The 14,522-nt window shown below is 58.7% G+C and carries 29 protein-coding genes; all 29 read right to left on the bottom strand.

What is annotated here, in order from left to right:
* Positions 1–150 precede the first annotated feature (150 nt).
* A complete protein-coding gene (locus BGP02_RS14735) occupies positions 151–1,128 on the bottom strand; it encodes a DNA-directed RNA polymerase subunit alpha (RefSeq protein ID WP_017235784.1) in 978 nt (325 codons plus the stop codon).
* Between the two features lie 105 nt (positions 1,129–1,233).
* Positions 1,234–1,857 (bottom strand): 30S ribosomal protein S4, encoded by a 624-nt coding sequence (gene rpsD, locus BGP02_RS14730; protein WP_017235785.1) that lies wholly within the window; start codon positions 1,855–1,857, stop codon positions 1,234–1,236.
* A 152-nt stretch (positions 1,858–2,009) separates the two neighbouring features.
* Positions 2,010–2,414 carry a 30S ribosomal protein S11 gene (gene rpsK / locus BGP02_RS14725; protein ID WP_010804113.1) on the bottom strand — a complete coding sequence of 135 codons (405 nt, stop codon included), beginning with the start codon at positions 2,412–2,414 and terminating at the stop codon, positions 2,010–2,012.
* A gap of 17 nt (positions 2,415–2,431) precedes the next feature.
* Positions 2,432–2,797 carry a 30S ribosomal protein S13 gene (gene rpsM / locus BGP02_RS14720; RefSeq protein ID WP_017235786.1) on the bottom strand — a complete coding sequence of 122 codons (366 nt, stop codon included), beginning with the start codon at positions 2,795–2,797 and terminating at the stop codon, positions 2,432–2,434.
* Positions 2,798–2,832: 35 nt separating this feature from the next.
* Complete coding sequence (gene rpmJ / locus BGP02_RS14715) at positions 2,833–2,949, bottom strand: 50S ribosomal protein L36 (protein WP_010804115.1); 117 nt, start codon at positions 2,947–2,949, stop codon at positions 2,833–2,835.
* Positions 2,950–2,968: 19 nt separating this feature from the next.
* A complete protein-coding gene (gene infA, locus BGP02_RS14710) occupies positions 2,969–3,187 on the bottom strand; it encodes a translation initiation factor IF-1 (RefSeq protein WP_007869286.1) in 219 nt (72 codons plus the stop codon).
* Between the two features lie 9 nt (positions 3,188–3,196).
* A complete protein-coding gene (gene secY / locus BGP02_RS14705; RefSeq protein ID WP_017235787.1) occupies positions 3,197–4,534 on the bottom strand; it encodes a preprotein translocase subunit SecY in 1,338 nt (445 codons plus the stop codon).
* 23 nt (positions 4,535–4,557) lie between these two features.
* Entirely contained in the window at positions 4,558–4,992 is a 435-nt protein-coding gene (gene rplO / locus BGP02_RS14700; protein WP_017235788.1) for a 50S ribosomal protein L15, read from the bottom strand.
* An 11-nt stretch (positions 4,993–5,003) separates the two neighbouring features.
* Positions 5,004–5,186 (bottom strand): 50S ribosomal protein L30, encoded by a 183-nt coding sequence (gene rpmD / locus BGP02_RS14695; RefSeq protein ID WP_017235789.1) that lies wholly within the window; start codon positions 5,184–5,186, stop codon positions 5,004–5,006.
* Between the two features lie 11 nt (positions 5,187–5,197).
* Positions 5,198–5,716 (bottom strand): 30S ribosomal protein S5, encoded by a 519-nt coding sequence (gene rpsE / locus BGP02_RS14690; protein WP_010804120.1) that lies wholly within the window; start codon positions 5,714–5,716, stop codon positions 5,198–5,200.
* 13 nt (positions 5,717–5,729) lie between these two features.
* Entirely contained in the window at positions 5,730–6,095 is a 366-nt protein-coding gene (gene rplR / locus BGP02_RS14685) for a 50S ribosomal protein L18 (RefSeq protein ID WP_010804121.1), read from the bottom strand.
* Positions 6,096–6,106: 11 nt separating this feature from the next.
* Entirely contained in the window at positions 6,107–6,640 is a 534-nt protein-coding gene (gene rplF, locus BGP02_RS14680; RefSeq protein ID WP_026132332.1) for a 50S ribosomal protein L6, read from the bottom strand.
* 15 nt (positions 6,641–6,655) lie between these two features.
* Positions 6,656–7,051: a 30S ribosomal protein S8 gene (gene rpsH, locus BGP02_RS14675; protein ID WP_017235791.1), complete on the bottom strand. Its 396-nt coding sequence runs from the start codon at positions 7,049–7,051 to the stop codon at positions 6,656–6,658.
* A 13-nt stretch (positions 7,052–7,064) separates the two neighbouring features.
* The gene (gene rpsN, locus BGP02_RS14670) at positions 7,065–7,370 is read right to left on the bottom strand and encodes a 30S ribosomal protein S14 (protein ID WP_017235792.1); all 306 of its coding nucleotides are present in this window, start codon (positions 7,368–7,370) and stop codon (positions 7,065–7,067) included.
* 7 nt (positions 7,371–7,377) lie between these two features.
* Complete coding sequence (rplE, locus tag BGP02_RS14665) at positions 7,378–7,917, bottom strand: 50S ribosomal protein L5 (RefSeq protein WP_010804125.1); 540 nt, start codon at positions 7,915–7,917, stop codon at positions 7,378–7,380.
* 19 nt (positions 7,918–7,936) lie between these two features.
* On the bottom strand, positions 7,937–8,245 hold the full coding sequence (gene rplX / locus BGP02_RS14660) for a 50S ribosomal protein L24 (protein ID WP_017235793.1): 309 nt from the start codon (positions 8,243–8,245) through the stop codon (positions 7,937–7,939).
* A gap of 11 nt (positions 8,246–8,256) precedes the next feature.
* On the bottom strand, positions 8,257–8,625 hold the full coding sequence (rplN, locus tag BGP02_RS14655) for a 50S ribosomal protein L14 (RefSeq protein ID WP_010804127.1): 369 nt from the start codon (positions 8,623–8,625) through the stop codon (positions 8,257–8,259).
* Positions 8,626–8,890: 265 nt separating this feature from the next.
* Positions 8,891–9,163 carry a 30S ribosomal protein S17 gene (rpsQ, locus tag BGP02_RS14650; RefSeq protein WP_017235794.1) on the bottom strand — a complete coding sequence of 91 codons (273 nt, stop codon included), beginning with the start codon at positions 9,161–9,163 and terminating at the stop codon, positions 8,891–8,893.
* The gene (gene rpmC, locus BGP02_RS14645) at positions 9,160–9,354 is read right to left on the bottom strand and encodes a 50S ribosomal protein L29 (RefSeq protein ID WP_017235795.1); all 195 of its coding nucleotides are present in this window, start codon (positions 9,352–9,354) and stop codon (positions 9,160–9,162) included. Before rpmC ends, rpsQ begins: the two co-directional genes overlap by 4 nt.
* A gap of 14 nt (positions 9,355–9,368) precedes the next feature.
* Positions 9,369–9,785, bottom strand: coding sequence for a 50S ribosomal protein L16 (rplP, locus tag BGP02_RS14640; protein WP_010804130.1), 417 nt, complete (start codon positions 9,783–9,785; stop codon positions 9,369–9,371).
* A gap of 2 nt (positions 9,786–9,787) precedes the next feature.
* Entirely contained in the window at positions 9,788–10,594 is an 807-nt protein-coding gene (gene rpsC, locus BGP02_RS14635; protein ID WP_017235796.1) for a 30S ribosomal protein S3, read from the bottom strand.
* Between the two features lie 9 nt (positions 10,595–10,603).
* Complete coding sequence (gene rplV, locus BGP02_RS14630) at positions 10,604–10,933, bottom strand: 50S ribosomal protein L22 (protein WP_017235797.1); 330 nt, start codon at positions 10,931–10,933, stop codon at positions 10,604–10,606.
* 10 nt (positions 10,934–10,943) lie between these two features.
* Positions 10,944–11,219, bottom strand: a complete 276-nt coding sequence (gene rpsS / locus BGP02_RS14625) for a 30S ribosomal protein S19 (protein ID WP_010804133.1) — start codon at positions 11,217–11,219, stop codon at positions 10,944–10,946.
* Positions 11,220–11,232: 13 nt separating this feature from the next.
* The gene (rplB, locus tag BGP02_RS14620) at positions 11,233–12,060 is read right to left on the bottom strand and encodes a 50S ribosomal protein L2 (RefSeq protein ID WP_017235799.1); all 828 of its coding nucleotides are present in this window, start codon (positions 12,058–12,060) and stop codon (positions 11,233–11,235) included.
* A 2-nt stretch (positions 12,061–12,062) separates the two neighbouring features.
* Entirely contained in the window at positions 12,063–12,377 is a 315-nt protein-coding gene (gene rplW, locus BGP02_RS14615; protein WP_017235800.1) for a 50S ribosomal protein L23, read from the bottom strand.
* On the bottom strand, positions 12,374–12,994 hold the full coding sequence (gene rplD, locus BGP02_RS14610; protein WP_017235801.1) for a 50S ribosomal protein L4: 621 nt from the start codon (positions 12,992–12,994) through the stop codon (positions 12,374–12,376). Before rplD ends, rplW begins: the two co-directional genes overlap by 4 nt.
* 2 nt (positions 12,995–12,996) lie before the next feature.
* Complete coding sequence (gene rplC, locus BGP02_RS14605) at positions 12,997–13,653, bottom strand: 50S ribosomal protein L3 (RefSeq protein ID WP_026132333.1); 657 nt, start codon at positions 13,651–13,653, stop codon at positions 12,997–12,999.
* A gap of 205 nt (positions 13,654–13,858) precedes the next feature.
* The gene (gene rpsJ / locus BGP02_RS14600; RefSeq protein ID WP_017235803.1) at positions 13,859–14,170 is read right to left on the bottom strand and encodes a 30S ribosomal protein S10; all 312 of its coding nucleotides are present in this window, start codon (positions 14,168–14,170) and stop codon (positions 13,859–13,861) included.
* 114 nt (positions 14,171–14,284) lie between these two features.
* On the bottom strand, positions 14,285–14,522 hold a 238-nt coding region (locus BGP02_RS14595; RefSeq protein WP_502688483.1), incomplete at its 5' end, for an EF-Tu C-terminal domain-related protein.

Here is a 14,522-nt window from a genome sequence, read left to right as displayed (position 1 = left end):
AACAGAGTTTTCGACCTAGCTCTTCTATCGGTGACAACCACCGCGGGCCGGTACCTTCGCTATCGGCCGTATCGGAACATCAAGGACATTCCGACGCGCCGCACTTACGTAGCGACACGGCCGCCCCAAGGCGGCCATGTCGTTACACCTTTACTTCTCGAGACCGGCCGGCGGCCAGTTTTCGAGCTTCATGCCCAGCGTGAGGCCACGCGAGGCAAGCACTTCCTTGATCTCGTTGAGCGATTTGCGACCCAAATTCGGGGTCTTGAGCAATTCGTTCTCGGTACGCTGGATCAGGTCGCCGATGTAGTAGATGTTTTCAGCCTTCAAGCAATTGGCCGAACGCACCGTCAACTCGAGATCGTCCACCGGGCGCAGCAGGATCGGATCGATCTGCGGCGCACGCGACGGTGCTTCGCTGGCGGCTTCCGTGCCTTCCAGCGCAGCGAACACCGACAGTTGGTCGACGAGGATGCGAGCCGACAGACGGATCGCTTCTTCCGGCGACACCACACCGTTGGTTTCGATGTTCATCACGAGCTTGTCCAGGTCCGTACGCTGCTCCACGCGGGCCGATTCGACCGCGTAGCTCACACGCTTGACCGGCGAGAACGACGCATCCAGAACGATGCGGCCAATCACCTTGGCCGATTCGTCGCCGTAACGGCGCACGTTACCCGGGACATAACCACGACCCTTTTCGATCTTGATCTGTACGTCGAGCTTGCCGCCCTTGGCCAGATGCGCGATCACGTGGTCGGGATTGATCAGTTCTACATCATGCGGCACTTCGATGTCCGAAGCGCGCACCACACCTTCACCATCCTTGCGCAGCGTAACGGTGACTTCGTCACGGTTATGCAGCTTGAACACCACACCCTTCAGGTTCAACAGGAAGTTAACGACATCTTCCTGGACACCGTCGATGGTGGAATATTCGTGCACAACGCCGGCGATCGTCACTTCGGTCGGGGCATAACCGACCATCGACGACAACAGCACGCGGCGAAGCGCGTTACCCAAGGTGTGGCCGTAGCCACGTTCGAACGGCTCCATCACGACTTTGGCGTGATGCTCACCGACCGGCTCAACCGCGATGATCTTGGGCTTCAACAAACTGGTTTGCATAGGTTTCCTTTTCAATACCCTCGGCTCGTTACACCGATAAGGCTGATGCGTGACAACCTGCACGGAACGCAAAAACGCGCCGTGAGGCGCGTCAGCATACGGATATTAACGCGAATACAATTCAACGATCAGGCTTTCGTTGATGTCGCCTGCGATATCGCTACGTTCCGGCAGTGCCTTGAAAGTGCCTTCCATCTTCTTGGCGTCAACCGAAACCCAGATCGGGAAACCGACTTGCTCCGCCAGCGACAGTGCTTCTTGAATACGCACTTGCTTCTTGGCAGCGTCGCGCACAGTGATCACGTCGCCGGCCTTGACCTTGATCGACGGGATGTTGGAAACAACACCATTCAGCGAGATCGCCTTGTGGCCGACCAGCTGGCGCGCTTCAGCACGCGTCGAGCCAAAGCCCATACGGTACACGACGTTGTCGAGGCGCGACTCGAGCAGTTGCAGCAGGTTTTCACCCGTGTTGCCCTTGACGCGATCGGCTTCCGCGAAATAGCGACGGAACTGGCGCTCAAGCACGCCGTAGATACGCTTGACCTTCTGCTTTTCGCGCAGCTGGTTGCCGTAATCCGACGTGCGAGCACCCGAGGTGCGACCATGCTGACCCGGCTTGCTATCCAGCTTGCACTTGTCGGCGAGCGAGCGGCGTGCGCTCTTCAGGAAGAGGTCAGTACCTTCACGGCGGGAGAGTTTGGCCTTCGGGCCGATATAACGTGCCACGGTTGTTCCTTTATCTCAAAATCTGACGCAGCGAACTTTGTCCACTACGCAAGTCCGGTACCTGTGTACCGGACGGTGGTCTTAGAAATTGCTACGCGCACGGCCGAGACCGTGCGCGAACCCGCGATTATAGCAGGATTTGCTTCTGCGTCTTAGATGCGACGACGCTTCGGCGGACGACAGCCGTTGTGCGGGACCGGCGTCACGTCCGAGATGGCCGTGATCTTGATACCCAGCGCGTTCAGCGCACGAACCGCGGATTCGCGACCCGGGCCCGGGCCCTTGATGCGAACTTCCAGGTTCTTCACACCGTATTCCAGTGCCACGCGGCCAGCCGACTCGGCAGCAACCTGGGCAGCGAACGGGGTCGACTTGCGCGAACCCTTGAAGCCCTGGCCACCCGAGGTCGCCCATGCCAGTGCGTTGCCCTGACGATCGGTGATCGTGATGATGGTGTTGTTGAACGAAGCGTGGACGTGCACGACGCCCTCGGCAACGCTCTTCTTGACCTTCTTGCGAACGCGCTGCGAAGCGGCGTTGTTCTGTTGCTTAGCCATGAGTTCCTATCCTCTGGTTACTTCTTCAGCGAGACGCCGGCCTTACGCGGGCCCTTGCGGGTACGCGCATTGGTACGGGTGCGCTGACCGCGAAGCGGCAAGCCCTTGCGGTGACGCATACCACGATAGCAGCCCAGGTCCATCAGGCGCTTGATGTTCATGGTCACTTCACGGCGCAGGTCGCCCTCGACCGTCAGTTGACCGACTTGATCACGCAGCTTTTCGAGATCAGCGTCGTCGAGGTCTTTGACCTTCTTCGAAAACGGCACACCGGCGGCGTCGCAAATCTGGCGAGCGCGCGTGCGGCCGACACCGTAAATGGCCGTCAAGCCGATTGCGGTGTGCTGGTGGTTCGGGATGTTAACCCCTGCGATACGAGCCATTCGTAATTCCCCAACTAAATAGCGTTAAAGGCCGATTAGCCCTGACGTTGCTTGTGGCGCGGATCCGAACTGCAGATCACGCGCAGCACGCCTTTGCGCTTCACAAACTTGCAATTGCGGCAGATGCACTTAACAGATGCCAAAACTTTCATGACAATTCCCTCTCTCTAATCACTTCGCCCGGAAGACGATCCGCGCACGCGACAGATCGTAGGGCGTCAACTCTACCGTCACCTTATCTCCAGGCAAGATTCGGATGTAGTGCATCCGCATCTTGCCGGAAATATGTCCGAGTACTACATGGCCATTTTCCAGCTTTACCCGGAAGGTGGCATTGGGGAGGTTTTCAACGACCTCGCCCTGCATTTGAATAACGTCGTCTTTCGACATGACCCAAGGTCAGCGAAGCGTCATGTTATTGCCGCCCTTGAAATTCGCCTTTTTGAGCAGCGATTCATACTGTTGCGACATCACATACGACTGCACTTGAGCCATGAAATCCATCGTCACCACCACGATAATCAGCAGTGAGGTTCCACCGAAGTAGAACGGGACGTTCCAACGCAACACCAGAAACTCAGGCAGCAAACACACCAGCGTGACGTAAGCCGCACCGGCCAGTGTCAGACGCGTCAGGATCTTGTCGATGTAACGCGCCGTCTGATCGCCCGGACGGATGCCCGGTACAAACGCGCCGCTCTTCTTCAGGTTGTCCGCGGTCTCTTTGCTGTTGAACACCAGTGCGGTGTAGAAGAAGCAAAAGAACACGATCGCCAAAGCGTAGAGCATCACGTAGATCGGCTGACCCGGCGACAACTTCGCGGCGAAATCCTTGAGCCAGCGCGTGCTTTCGCCTGCGCCGAACCAATTCGCGATCGTTGCCGGGAACAGGATGATCGACGATGCGAAGATCGGCGGAATCACGCCTGCCATGTTCAGCTTGAGCGGCAGGTGCGAAGCCTGGCCGCCGTACACCTTGTTGCCCACCTGACGCTTGGCGTAGTTCACGAGGATCTTGCGCTGACCTCGTTCGACAAACACGACGAAGAACGTCACGAGTACCACGAGGGCGCAGATCACGATGGCCGAGAACGGACCAATCGAACCCGTGCTGACAAGCTCGAACAAACCGCCCACAGCGTTCGGGAGACCGGCCGCGATACCACCAAAGATGATGATCGAGATACCGTTACCCAGGCCGCGTTCGGTGATCTGCTCACCAAGCCACATCAGGAACATCGTGCCGGTCACAAGCGTGATCACCGTCGTCAGGCGGAACAGCATGCCCGGATCGACGACGAGCCCAGGCTCGCTCTCCAACGTCACTGCGATCGCTGCGGCCTGAAAGAGCGCGAGTAGCACCGTGAAATACCGGGTGTACTGCGTGATCTTGCGCTGTCCGGACTGACCTTCCTTGCGCAACGCTTCCAACTGCGGCGAAACCATCGCCAACAGCTGCATGATGATCGACGCCGAAATGTACGGCATGATCCCCAGCGCGAAGATCGTGAAACGCGACAACGCGCCACCCGAGAACATGTTGAACATGCCCAGGATCCCGCCCGACTGGCGCTGGAACAACTGCGCCAGCTGATCGGGGTCGATGCCCGGCACCGGGATATGCGCACCAATACGGTAGACGATCAACGCCAGCAGCAGGAAAACCAGCCGCCGGCGCAGATCCGCATACTTCGGGCCCTGCGTACCAGGCTTAGCGAGATTAGGAGACTTGGCCAATGCTGGCTCCGGGGTGACCTAACTTACTCTGCAACCGAACCGCCAGCCGCTTGAATTGCCGTGAGCGCACCTTTGGTGACGCCCAGACCCTTCACAACGACCTTGCGGGTGATCTCGCCCGAGGCGATGACCTTGGCCGACAGCGACAGCTCGCTCACCAGGCCGGCCTGCTTCAGAACCAGCAGATCGATCTCGTCGACCGGCAGGTTGTTCAGGTCCGACAGGCGAACTTCGCCCACGAAACGACGCGTCAGCGACTTGAAACCACGCTTCGGCAGGCGACGTTGCAGCGGCATTTGACCGCCTTCGAAGCCAACCTTGTGGAAGCCGCCCGAACGCGACTTTTGACCCTTGTGACCACGGCCGGCGGTTTTACCCAGACCCGAACCGATGCCACGGCCAACGCGGCGCTTGGCGTGCTTGGCGCCTTCTGCCGGCTTAATCGAATTCAATTCCATTTTGCCCTCGCTCAGTCGACGATCGCCACAAGGTACGAGACCTTGTTGATCATGCCCCGCACAGCGGGCGTATCCTGCAACTCGCTGACCGAATTGATTCGACGCAGGCCCAGGCCCCTCACGGTCGCGCGATGTTCTTCACGCGTACCGATCAGGCTCTTGACCAGCTTAACTTTCACAGTTTGCTGCGACATATTGATCACCCTTAGCCGAGGATCTCTTCCACCGACTTGCCACGCTTGGCGGCGATGTCAGCAGGAGTCGATTGTTTCTTCAGGCCGTCGAGCGTGGCGCGGACCAGGTTGTACGGGTTCGTCGAGCCAAGGCTCTTCGTCACCACGTTGGTCACGCCCATCACCTCGAACACCGCACGCATCGGGCCACCGGCGATAACACCGGTACCGTCCTTCGCCGGCGACATCAGGACGCGCGAGGCGCCATGCTGGCCGAGAACGTTGTGTTGCAGGGTGCCGTTCTTCAGGGGCACCTTGAACATATTGCGGCGGGCTTGTTCCATTGCCTTTTGAACGGCAACCGGCACTTCCTTCGCCTTGCCCTTGCCCATGCCGATGCGGCCATCGCCGTCACCAACCACGGTCAACGCGGCAAAACCGAGAATACGGCCACCCTTCACAACCTTCGTGACACGGTTGACCGCGATCATCTTCTCGCGAAGGCCGTCGTCGCGTTCGTCAGCCTGAACTTTCGCTTGCATCTTTGCCATGACGGATCCTTACTTAGAACTTGAGGCCGGCTTCACGGGCAGCGTCGGCCAGAGCCTTGACGCGACCGTGATAGCGGAAGCCCGAGCGGTCGAAAGCCACGCTTTCGATGCCGGCAGCCTTCGCCTTCTCGGCGATACGACGGCCGATCAGTGCAGCGGCCGCAGCGTTGCCACCCTTGCCTTCCTTGTCGCCCAGTTCCTTGCGCACTTCGGCTTCCAGCGTCGAAGCGCTGGCCAGCACTTGCGTGCCGTCTTCCGAAAAAACTTGCGCGTAGATGTGCACGTTGGTGCGATGCACGGAAAGGCGATGCACCTTTTGAGCTGCCAGCTTGATACGAGTCTGGCGAGCACGGCGCACACGAGATTGTTTCTTGTCCATGTTTCGCACCCTTACTTCTTCTTGGTTTCCTTGAGGATCACCACCTCGTCCGCATAGCGGACGCCCTTGCCCTTGTAGGGTTCGGGCGGACGGTAACCGCGAACTTCCGCAGCCACTTGTCCGATGCGTTGCTTATCAACGCCTTTGATGATGATCTCCGTCTGCGTCGGGGTCTCGGCCTTCACGCCTTCCGGCATGGCATGCACGACATCGTGCGAGAAACCCAGCTCGAGCTTCAGGTTTGCACCTTCAGCCTTGGCGCGGTAACCCACGCCAACGAGTTGCAGTTTCTTTTCGAAACCCTTGCTCACACCGGTCACCATATTGTTGACCAGTGCACGTTCGGTGCCATACAGCGCATTCGCTTCGCGGCTTTCGTCGGCCGGGGCGAAGGTGATGGTGCCGTCTTCGATCTTGACGTTCACGAGGGCATTCACACCGCGGGTCAGCGAACCCAGGGCACCCTTGATCGTCAGCACATTGCCTGCCAGCGTTGCTTCTACGCCCTTCGGCAATGCAATGGGACTCTTACCTACTCGAGACATTTCAACGCTCCTCGGTTAGGCGACGTAGCAGATGACTTCGCCGCCCACGCCGGTGGCGCGTGCCTTGCGATCAGTCATCACGCCCTTCGGGGTCGAGACGATTGCAACGCCGAGGCCATTCATGACCTGCGGGATGTCGTTGCGGCTCTTGTACACACGAAGACCGGGGCGGGACACGCGCTCGAGGCGCTCGATCACCGGACGGCCAGCGTAGTACTTCAGTGCGATGTTCAACACTGCCTTCGTTTCTTCTGCTTCAACCGCGAAGTCTTCGATGTAGCCTTCGTCCTTCAGGACTTTGGCGATCGAGACCTTCAGCTTGGAAGAGGGCATCTTCACCGATGCTTTCTCAACCATCTGAGCGTTGCGGATGCGAGTCAGCATATCGGCGATAGGATCGCTCATGCTCATGGTGCTTCTCCTATTACCAGCTTGCTTTGGTCACGCCCGGGATTTCGCCACGGAAGGCGATTTCACGGATCTTGTTACGGGCCAGGCCGAATTTGCGGAAGGTACCGCGCGGACGGCCAGTCAGGTCGCAACGATTGCGTTGACGCGTCGGATTGGCGTTACGCGGCAGCTGTTGCAGCGCCAGACGTGCTTCATAACGCTCGTCTTCCGACTTGCTGGTGTCTTCGATGGTCGCTTTGAGGGCGGCGCGCTTGGCAGAAAACTTCTGCGCCAGACGGGCGCGTTTCTTTTCGCGTTCGATAAGTGCCAGTTTAGCCACGATTACCTCAGTTACGGAACGGGAATTTGAACGCCGACAGAAGAGCCTTCGCTTCTTCGTCAGTCTTCGCGGTCGTGGTGATGCTGATATTCAGACCACGCAGCGCGTCGATTTTGTCGTACTCGATTTCGGGGAAGATGATCTGTTCCTTCACACCGATGTTGTAGTTGCCACGACCATCGAACGCACGACCCGAAATACCACGGAAGTCACGCACGCGCGGCAGAGCCACGGTGATGAAACGATCCAGGAATTCGAACATACGCTCGCCGCGCAGCGTCACCATCGTACCGATCGGGTAACCTTCGCGGATCTTGAAACCGGCAATTGCCTTGCGAGCCTTCGTCACCACCGGCTTTTGGCCGGCGATTTTCGTCAGGTCGCCAACGGCGTGCTCAATGATCTTCTTGTCAGCAACGGCTTGACCAAGGCCCATGTTCAGGGTGATCTTGGTGATGCGCGGCACTTCCATGACAGACTTGTAACCGAACTGCTTTGTCAGCTCGGCGACAACCTTGTCTTTATAGAATTCTTGCAAACGGGCCATTATCTATACTCCCTGCGACTTAGGCACCGACGACCGTACCGGTCGTCTTGAGGAAGCGGACCTTCTTGCCGTCTTCGACCTTGATGCCCACGCGCGACGGCTTGCCATTGGCATCCACCAGCGCCACGTTCGACACGTGGATCGGCATCGTCTTGTCGACCACGCCACCTTGCGTACCCTTCATCGGGTTCGGCTTGACGTGCTTTTTGGCAACGTTCACGCCCTCGACGACCAACTTGTCGCCATCAATGGCCAGGACCGTGCCACGCTTGGCCTTGTCCTTACCCGTCAGCACGATGACCTGGTCACCCTTGCGAATCTTGTTCATGTGTCGGCTCCTTACAGCACTTCCGGGGCCAGCGACACGATCTTCATGAAGCGTTCGGTACGCAGTTCACGCGTAACCGGCCCGAAGATACGGGTGCCGATCGGCTCAAGCTTGGTGTTAAGCAGCACGGCGGCGTTGCCGTCGAATTTGACCAGCGAGCCGTCCTGGCGACGCACGCCCTTGGCGGTGCGCACGACCACTGCGTTATAGATTTCGCCCTTCTTGACACGACCACGCGGGGCAGCATCCTTCACGCTGACCTTGATGATGTCGCCAATGCCGGCGTAGCGACGCTTGGAGCCGCCCAGCACCTTGATGCACATCACTTCGCGCGCACCGGTGTTGTCGGCTACTTCGAGCCGGGTTTCAGTTTGAATCATGGTGTTATCTTCCCAACTTAATCCGACACATACGCATCGGTCAGTCTTGGTCCCCGTCAGCACCAAAGGGTGCCGTTTGGGTTGAGTCGTTCAAAAGTGGACAACTTTGCTACCTCGACCAGACTCGTAGAGGATACGAATCGGCTTCGGAAGCCATCCACTCCCTTGCGAAACCAAAGACCGGTTTTAGCGAAAGAAGCGGAAAGTCCGGAATTATACATCGATAATTCCGGACTTGCAAGTCAAGCCTTCGCTTCAGCGCGCTTTAGATGATGCGAGCGGCTTCCACGAGACGGGAGACCGTCCAGGCCTTGGTCTTCGACAGCGGGCGGGATTCTTGAATCTCGACCGTATCGCCTTCCTTGTACTGGTTGGTCTCATCGTGCGCGTGGTACTTCTTCGAGCGCACGATGTACTTGCCGTAGAGCGGGTGCTTCATTTGACGCTCGACCAGCACGGTAACCGTCTTGTCCATCTTGTCGCTGACAACCTTACCCACGAGGGTACGCTTCAGCGCGGTCTTAGCGGTATCGTTCATTTCTGGCTCGCCTTCTCAGTCAACACGGTACGCACACGCGCGATGTCCTTGCGCACCTTCTTCAGCTGGCTGGTGTTGCTCAGCTGTTGGGTGCCCGCTTGCATGCGAAGACCGAATTGGGCCTTCAGCAGATCCGACAGTTCCTTGTTCAGGCCGTCGAGATCCTTGGCACGAAGTTCGGATGCTTTCATTTCAAATTCTCCCCTCAGGCGCCAAGGCGACGTACGAAGAACGTCGTCTGAATCGGCAGCTTGGCAGCAGCCAGGCGGAACGCCTCGCGCGCCAACGCTTCATCCACACCGTCCATTTCGTACAGCATCTTGCCCGGTTGAATCTCGGCGACGTAGTACTCCGGGTTACCCTTACCGTTACCCATACGCACTTCTGCCGGCTTTTGCGAGATCGGCTTGTCCGGGAAGATACGGATCCAGATACGACCACCGCGCTTGATGTGGCGAGTCATGGCACGACGCGCGGCTTCGATTTGACGAGCCGTCAGACGTCCACGACCGACCGCCTTCAGACCGAATTCGCCGAACGACACTTCGTTACCACGCGTGGCAACGCCAGTGTTACGGCCCTTCTGCTCTTTGCGATACTTTCTGCGTTTCGGTTGCAGCATGATTATTCTCCAGTCTTGGCGTCGCCTTCAGGCTTGCCAGCCGGGCGTCGTGCACCACCGCGCTTCGCGCCGGCCTTATCGCCAGCATCGTCACGACGGGGGCGACGGTCGCCGCCCGGACGCGCGTTGCGGCGCGGACGCTTGTCTTCGGCCGGCTCTTCAGCCACCGGAGCGTCGTTGCGGCCCAGCGTGTCACCCTTGTACACCCACACCTTGATACCGATGATGCCGTACGTCGTCTTCGCTTCCGAAGTTGCGTAGTCGATGTCGGCACGCAGCGTGTGCAGGGGCACACGGCCTTCGCGATACCACTCGGTACGGGCGATTTCGATACCGTTCAAACGGCCCGCGCTCATGATCTTGATGCCTTGGGCACCCAGACGCATCGCGTTCTGCATCGCACGCTTCATGGCGCGACGGAACATGATACGGCGCTCGAGCTGCTGAGCGATCGAATCGGCGATGAGCTGCGCATCGGTTTCCGGCTTGCGGATTTCCTCGATGTTCACGTGCACGGGCACGCCCATGCGCTTCTGCAGCTCGGCCTTGAGGATTTCGATGTCCTCGCCCTTCTTGCCGATCACAACACCCGGACGCGAGCTGAAAATCGTAATGCGAGCATTACGTGCCGGGCGCTCGATGATGACGCGGCCGACCGAAGCGTTCTTCAGCTTCTTCTTCAGATATTCGCGAACGCCGATGTCTTCCTTCAACATCTGCGCGAAGTTCTGGTTGTTGGCGTACCAACGCGAAGCCCAGTTACGACTGACCGCCAGACGGAAGCCAGTCGGATGAATTTTCTGTCCCATCGTGACCCCTTAGTTGCCCAGCGTCACAGTGATGTGACAGGTTTGCTTCTCGATGCGGTTACCACGGCCCTTAGCACGCGCGGTGAAACGCTTGAGCGAGGTCGCCTTGTCGACGAAAATGCCCTTGACGCGCAGTTCGTCGATGTCAGCACCTTCATTGTGCTCGGCGTTGGCGATAGCCGACTCGAGCACCTTCTTGATGATGACCGCGGCCTTCTTCGGCGAGAAGGTCAGGACATTGAGTGCGCGCTCCAGCGGCAATCCACGGATCTGGTCAGCGACCAGACGCGTTTTTTGCGCTGAGATACGAGCATCGCGATGAATTGCTTTAACTTCCATGGTCGGCCCCTTATTTCTTCGCCTTCTTGTCGGCCGCATGGCCCTTGAAGGTACGGGTGAGAGCGAACTCACCCAGCTTGTGGCCGACCATGTTTTCCGTCACGTACACCGGCACGTGTTGACGGCCGTTATGCACAGCGATCGTCAGGCCGATGAAATCGGGCAGGACGGTCGAACGACGCGACCAGGTCTTGATCGGCTTTTTGTCACGCGATGCAGCCGCCGCTTCCACTTTTTTCAGCAGGTGAGCGTCGCAAAACGGACCTTTTTTAACAGAACGAGTCATTTGCTAGCTCCAATTAACGCTTCTTGCGACGCTGAACGATCATGCTGTCGGTGCGCTTGGTCGAACGGGTACGCTTACCCTTGGTATGCTGACCCCACGGGCTGACCGGATGACGACCCGCCGCCGTACGACCTTCACCACCACCGTGCGGGTGATCCACCGGGTTCATCGCCACACCGCGAACGGTCGGGCGAATACCGCGCCAACGCTTTGCACCGGCCTTGCCCAATTGGCGCAGGCTATGCTCTTCGTTACCGACTTCACCGATGGTCGCGCGGCACTCGATGTGCACGCGACGCACTTCACCCGAACGCAGACGCACTTGAGCGTACGTGCCTTCGCGAGCCAGCAGCATGGCCGACGTGCCGGCGGCACGGGCGATTTGCGCACCCTTGCCCGGCAGAAGTTCGATGCCGTGAATCGTCGTACCGACCGGGATGTTACGGATCGGCAGGGTGTTACCCGATTTGATCGGGGCTTCCGAGCCGCTCACCACTTGCTGGCCGACGGTCATGCCCTTCGGTGCAAGGATGTAACGACGCTCGCCGTCGGCGTAGCACAGCAGAGCAATGTTCGCGCTGCGGTTCGGATCGTATTCCAGACGCTCAACCTTCGCCGTGATGCCGTCCTTGTTGCGACGGAAATCGACGATACGGTAGTGTTGCTTGTGACCGCCACCCATATGACGGGTGGTGATGTGACCGTTGTTGTTACGGCCAGCGGTCTTGCTCTTGGTATCGAGCAGCGGGGCGAACGGCTTGCCCTTGTGCAGATCCTTGTTGACGACCTTGACCAGCGAACGGCGGCCCGGCGACGTCGGTTTCGTTTTGACGAGTGCCATGATTACTTGGCCTCCGCTTCAAAATTGATTTCCTGACCCGGCTTCAGGCTCACGTAGGCCTTCTTTTCATGGTCGCGACGACCCATGAAGCGGCCAAAGCGCTTTTGCTTGCCCTTGCGGTTCAGAATCTGCACCGACTCGACTTCCACCTTGAAGAGAAGCTCAACCGCAGCCTTCACTTCTTGCTTGTTCGCGTCGCGTGCGACTTGGAACACCACTTGTTCGTTCTTGTCAGCCACCAGCGTCGCCTTTTCGGAGATCACCGGCGAGAGCAGGACCTGGTACAGACGATGGTCATTTTTACGCACGTCGCTCATGACAGCATCTCCTCAATCTTGGCGATCGCGCCCTTCGTCACCAGCACCGTCTTGAAGTAGATGAGCGACAGCGGGTCGGCGAAACGCGGCTCGGTGACGGCAACGTGAGCCAGATTGCGCGAGGCCAGGAACAGGTTCTCGTCCACGCTATCCGTGATCAGCAGCACCGACTCAAGACCCATGGCCTTGATCTTTTCAGCGAGCAGTTTGGTCTTCGGCGCATCCAGCTTGATGTCCTCGACCACCGACAGACGACCTTCACGGGCGAGCTGCGACAGAATCGAGCACACACCCGCGCGGTACATCTTCTTGTTGACCTTGTGGGTGAAGTTCTCTTCCGGCGAATTCGGGAAGATACGGCCACCGCCGCGCCACAACGGGCTCGACGACATACCGGCACGAGCACGACCCGTACCCTTCTGACGCCACGGCTTCTTGGTCGTGTGCTTGACCTGTTCACGGTCTTTCTGCGCACGATTGCCGCTGCGGGCGTTGGCTTGGTAAGCCACCACAACCTGATGGATCAGCGCTTCGTTGTAGTCACGGCCGAACACGACGTCCGACGCGTTGACCGCTGCGCCTTCCTGACCTTGCTCATTCAGGAGCTTCAGTTCCATTGTTACGCTCCCTTCGCGAGTTTGGCCTTGACAGCCGTGGTCACGAAAACCTTGCCTTCGTTGGCGCCCGGAACGGCACCCTTCACGAAGATCAGGCCACGTTCAGCGTCAATGCGCGCGATTTCGAGATTCTGCACCGTCGTGGTGACATCGCCCAGATGACCCGTCATGCGCTTACCCGGGAACACACGGCCCGGATCCTGCGCCATACCGATCGAACCCGGCACGTTGTGCGAACGCGAGTTACCGTGCGAAGCGCGGCCCGAAGCGAAGTTGTAGCGCTTGATGGTACCGGCGTAGCCCTTACCGATCGACACGCCTTGCACGTCGACCTTCTGGCCCACTTGGAAGAGATCGACGCCAACGGCTGCGCCCGGCTGCAGTTCAGCAGCTTTGGCAGCTTCGACGCGGAATTCCTTGAGGATTTCACCGGCTTCGACACCCGCTTTCGCGTAGTGGCCGGCGGCGGCTTTGGTCACGCGCGTGGCGCGACGGTTACCGAAAGTGACTTGAACGGCCGTGTAGCCGTCCGTTTCATCCGTCTTGATTTGCGTCACACGGTTGTTAGACACGTCGAGCACGGTGACGGGAATCGAATCGCCGTCGTCCGTGAAAATACGCGTCATGCCAACCTTGCGACCGACAAGGCCAAGGCTCATGATTTTCTCCATTCCCGACTGCGATTGGCCGGGGCTAAATGATAAAAGGATGGTCCACGGACGTGGGCCATCTTTTAAAAACTACACTTGAGCCCGCCATTATAGACGAGCTTTTATCGCTTGACAAGTGTTGCTAATTCGCATAACAAAAGCCCCGCCGAGTCAATATTGGCGGGGCTTTCCAGCGCAAAGTCGCGCTCAAGCCTTACTGCAGCTTGATCTCGACGTCGACGCCAGCCGGCAGGTCCAGCTTCATCAGTGCGTCAACGGTCTTGTCCGTCGGATCGACGATGTCCATCAGGCGCTGGTGCGTGCGGATTTCGAGCTGGTCGCGCGAGGTCTTGTTGACGTGCGGCGAACGCAGGATGTCGAAACGCTCGATGCGCGTCGGCAGGGGCACCGGGCCCTTGACGATCGCGCCGGTGCGCTTGGCGGTTTCAACGATCTCGGCGGCCGACTGGTCGATCAGGCGGTAATCGAAAGCCTTCAGGCGGATGCGGATTTTTTGGTTCGGCATGTCAATTCTCCAAAGAGCATGGCAGCCCTCGTTCGGGTGCCGGGTAAATCACAAAGAGCAAACACAGCTTCGGTGACGGGAGCGCCAAGGCCCCCGTCATCCGTCAATCCGTCATTAGTCTTCGATCTTCGCAACCACGCCGGCGCCGACAGTACGGCCACCTTCGCGAATTGCAAAACGCAGACCTTCTTCCATGGCGATCGGCTGGATCAGGTCAACCTTGATCGACACGTTGTCGCCCGGCATCACCATTTCCTTGCCTTCCGGCAGGGAGATCGAGCCCGTCACGTCCGTCGTACGGAAGTAGAACTGCGGACGGTAGTTGTTGAAGAACGGGGTGTGACGACCACCT

The organism is Pandoraea sp. 64-18 (genome assembly GCF_001899225.1).
GTDB lineage: Bacteria > Pseudomonadota > Gammaproteobacteria > Burkholderiales > Burkholderiaceae > Pandoraea > Pandoraea cepalis.
Note: the sequence above shows the minus strand (reverse complement) of the source record. Positions and strands in the feature narration are given on the sequence as shown.

Coding starts and splice junctions, on each gene's coding strand:
- rplX (WP_017235793.1), bottom strand. CDS start 8,245: ATGAACAAGATTCGCAAGGGTGACCAGGTCATCGTGCTGACGGGTAAG.
- rplB (WP_017235799.1), bottom strand. CDS start 12,060: ATGGCACTCGTCAAAACGAAACCGACGTCGCCGGGCCGCCGTTCGCTG.
- rplF (WP_026132332.1), bottom strand. CDS start 6,640: ATGTCTCGAGTAGGTAAGAGTCCCATTGCATTGCCGAAGGGCGTAGAA.
- rplC (WP_026132333.1), bottom strand. CDS start 13,653: ATGAGCCTTGGCCTTGTCGGTCGCAAGGTTGGCATGACGCGTATTTTC.
- rpsH (WP_017235791.1), bottom strand. CDS start 7,051: ATGAGCATGAGCGATCCTATCGCCGATATGCTGACTCGCATCCGCAAC.
- rpsC (WP_017235796.1), bottom strand. CDS start 10,594: ATGGGACAGAAAATTCATCCGACTGGCTTCCGTCTGGCGGTCAGTCGT.
- rplO (WP_017235788.1), bottom strand. CDS start 4,992: ATGGAATTGAATTCGATTAAGCCGGCAGAAGGCGCCAAGCACGCCAAG.
- rplN (WP_010804127.1), bottom strand. CDS start 8,625: ATGATTCAAACTGAAACCCGGCTCGAAGTAGCCGACAACACCGGTGCG.
- rplR (WP_010804121.1), bottom strand. CDS start 6,095: ATGGACAAGAAACAATCTCGTGTGCGCCGTGCTCGCCAGACTCGTATC.
- rplE (WP_010804125.1), bottom strand. CDS start 7,917: ATGGCCCGTTTGCAAGAATTCTATAAAGACAAGGTTGTCGCCGAGCTG.
- infA (WP_007869286.1), bottom strand. CDS start 3,187: ATGTCGAAAGACGACGTTATTCAAATGCAGGGCGAGGTCGTTGAAAAC.
- rpmJ (WP_010804115.1), bottom strand. CDS start 2,949: ATGAAAGTTTTGGCATCTGTTAAGTGCATCTGCCGCAATTGCAAGTTT.
- rpsE (WP_010804120.1), bottom strand. CDS start 5,716: ATGGCAAAGATGCAAGCGAAAGTTCAGGCTGACGAACGCGACGACGGC.
- rpsJ (WP_017235803.1), bottom strand. CDS start 14,170: ATGCCGAACCAAAAAATCCGCATCCGCCTGAAGGCTTTCGATTACCGC.
- rplD (WP_017235801.1), bottom strand. CDS start 12,994: ATGGAACTGAAGCTCCTGAATGAGCAAGGTCAGGAAGGCGCAGCGGTC.
- rplW (WP_017235800.1), bottom strand. CDS start 12,377: ATGAGCGACGTGCGTAAAAATGACCATCGTCTGTACCAGGTCCTGCTC.
- rpsM (WP_017235786.1), bottom strand. CDS start 2,797: ATGGCTCGTATCGCAGGGGTTAACATCCCGAACCACCAGCACACCGCA.
- rplP (WP_010804130.1), bottom strand. CDS start 9,785: ATGCTGCAACCGAAACGCAGAAAGTATCGCAAAGAGCAGAAGGGCCGT.
- rpsK (WP_010804113.1), bottom strand. CDS start 2,414: ATGGCTAAGCAACAGAACAACGCCGCTTCGCAGCGCGTTCGCAAGAAG.
- rplV (WP_017235797.1), bottom strand. CDS start 10,933: ATGGAAGTTAAAGCAATTCATCGCGATGCTCGTATCTCAGCGCAAAAA.
- rpmC (WP_017235795.1), bottom strand. CDS start 9,354: ATGAAAGCATCCGAACTTCGTGCCAAGGATCTCGACGGCCTGAACAAG.
- BGP02_RS14735 (WP_017235784.1), bottom strand. CDS start 1,128: ATGCAAACCAGTTTGTTGAAGCCCAAGATCATCGCGGTTGAGCCGGTC.
- rpsS (WP_010804133.1), bottom strand. CDS start 11,219: ATGACTCGTTCTGTTAAAAAAGGTCCGTTTTGCGACGCTCACCTGCTG.
- rpmD (WP_017235789.1), bottom strand. CDS start 5,186: ATGTCGCAGCAAACTGTGAAAGTTAAGCTGGTCAAGAGCCTGATCGGT.
- rpsQ (WP_017235794.1), bottom strand. CDS start 9,163: ATGAACGATACCGCTAAGACCGCGCTGAAGCGTACCCTCGTGGGTAAG.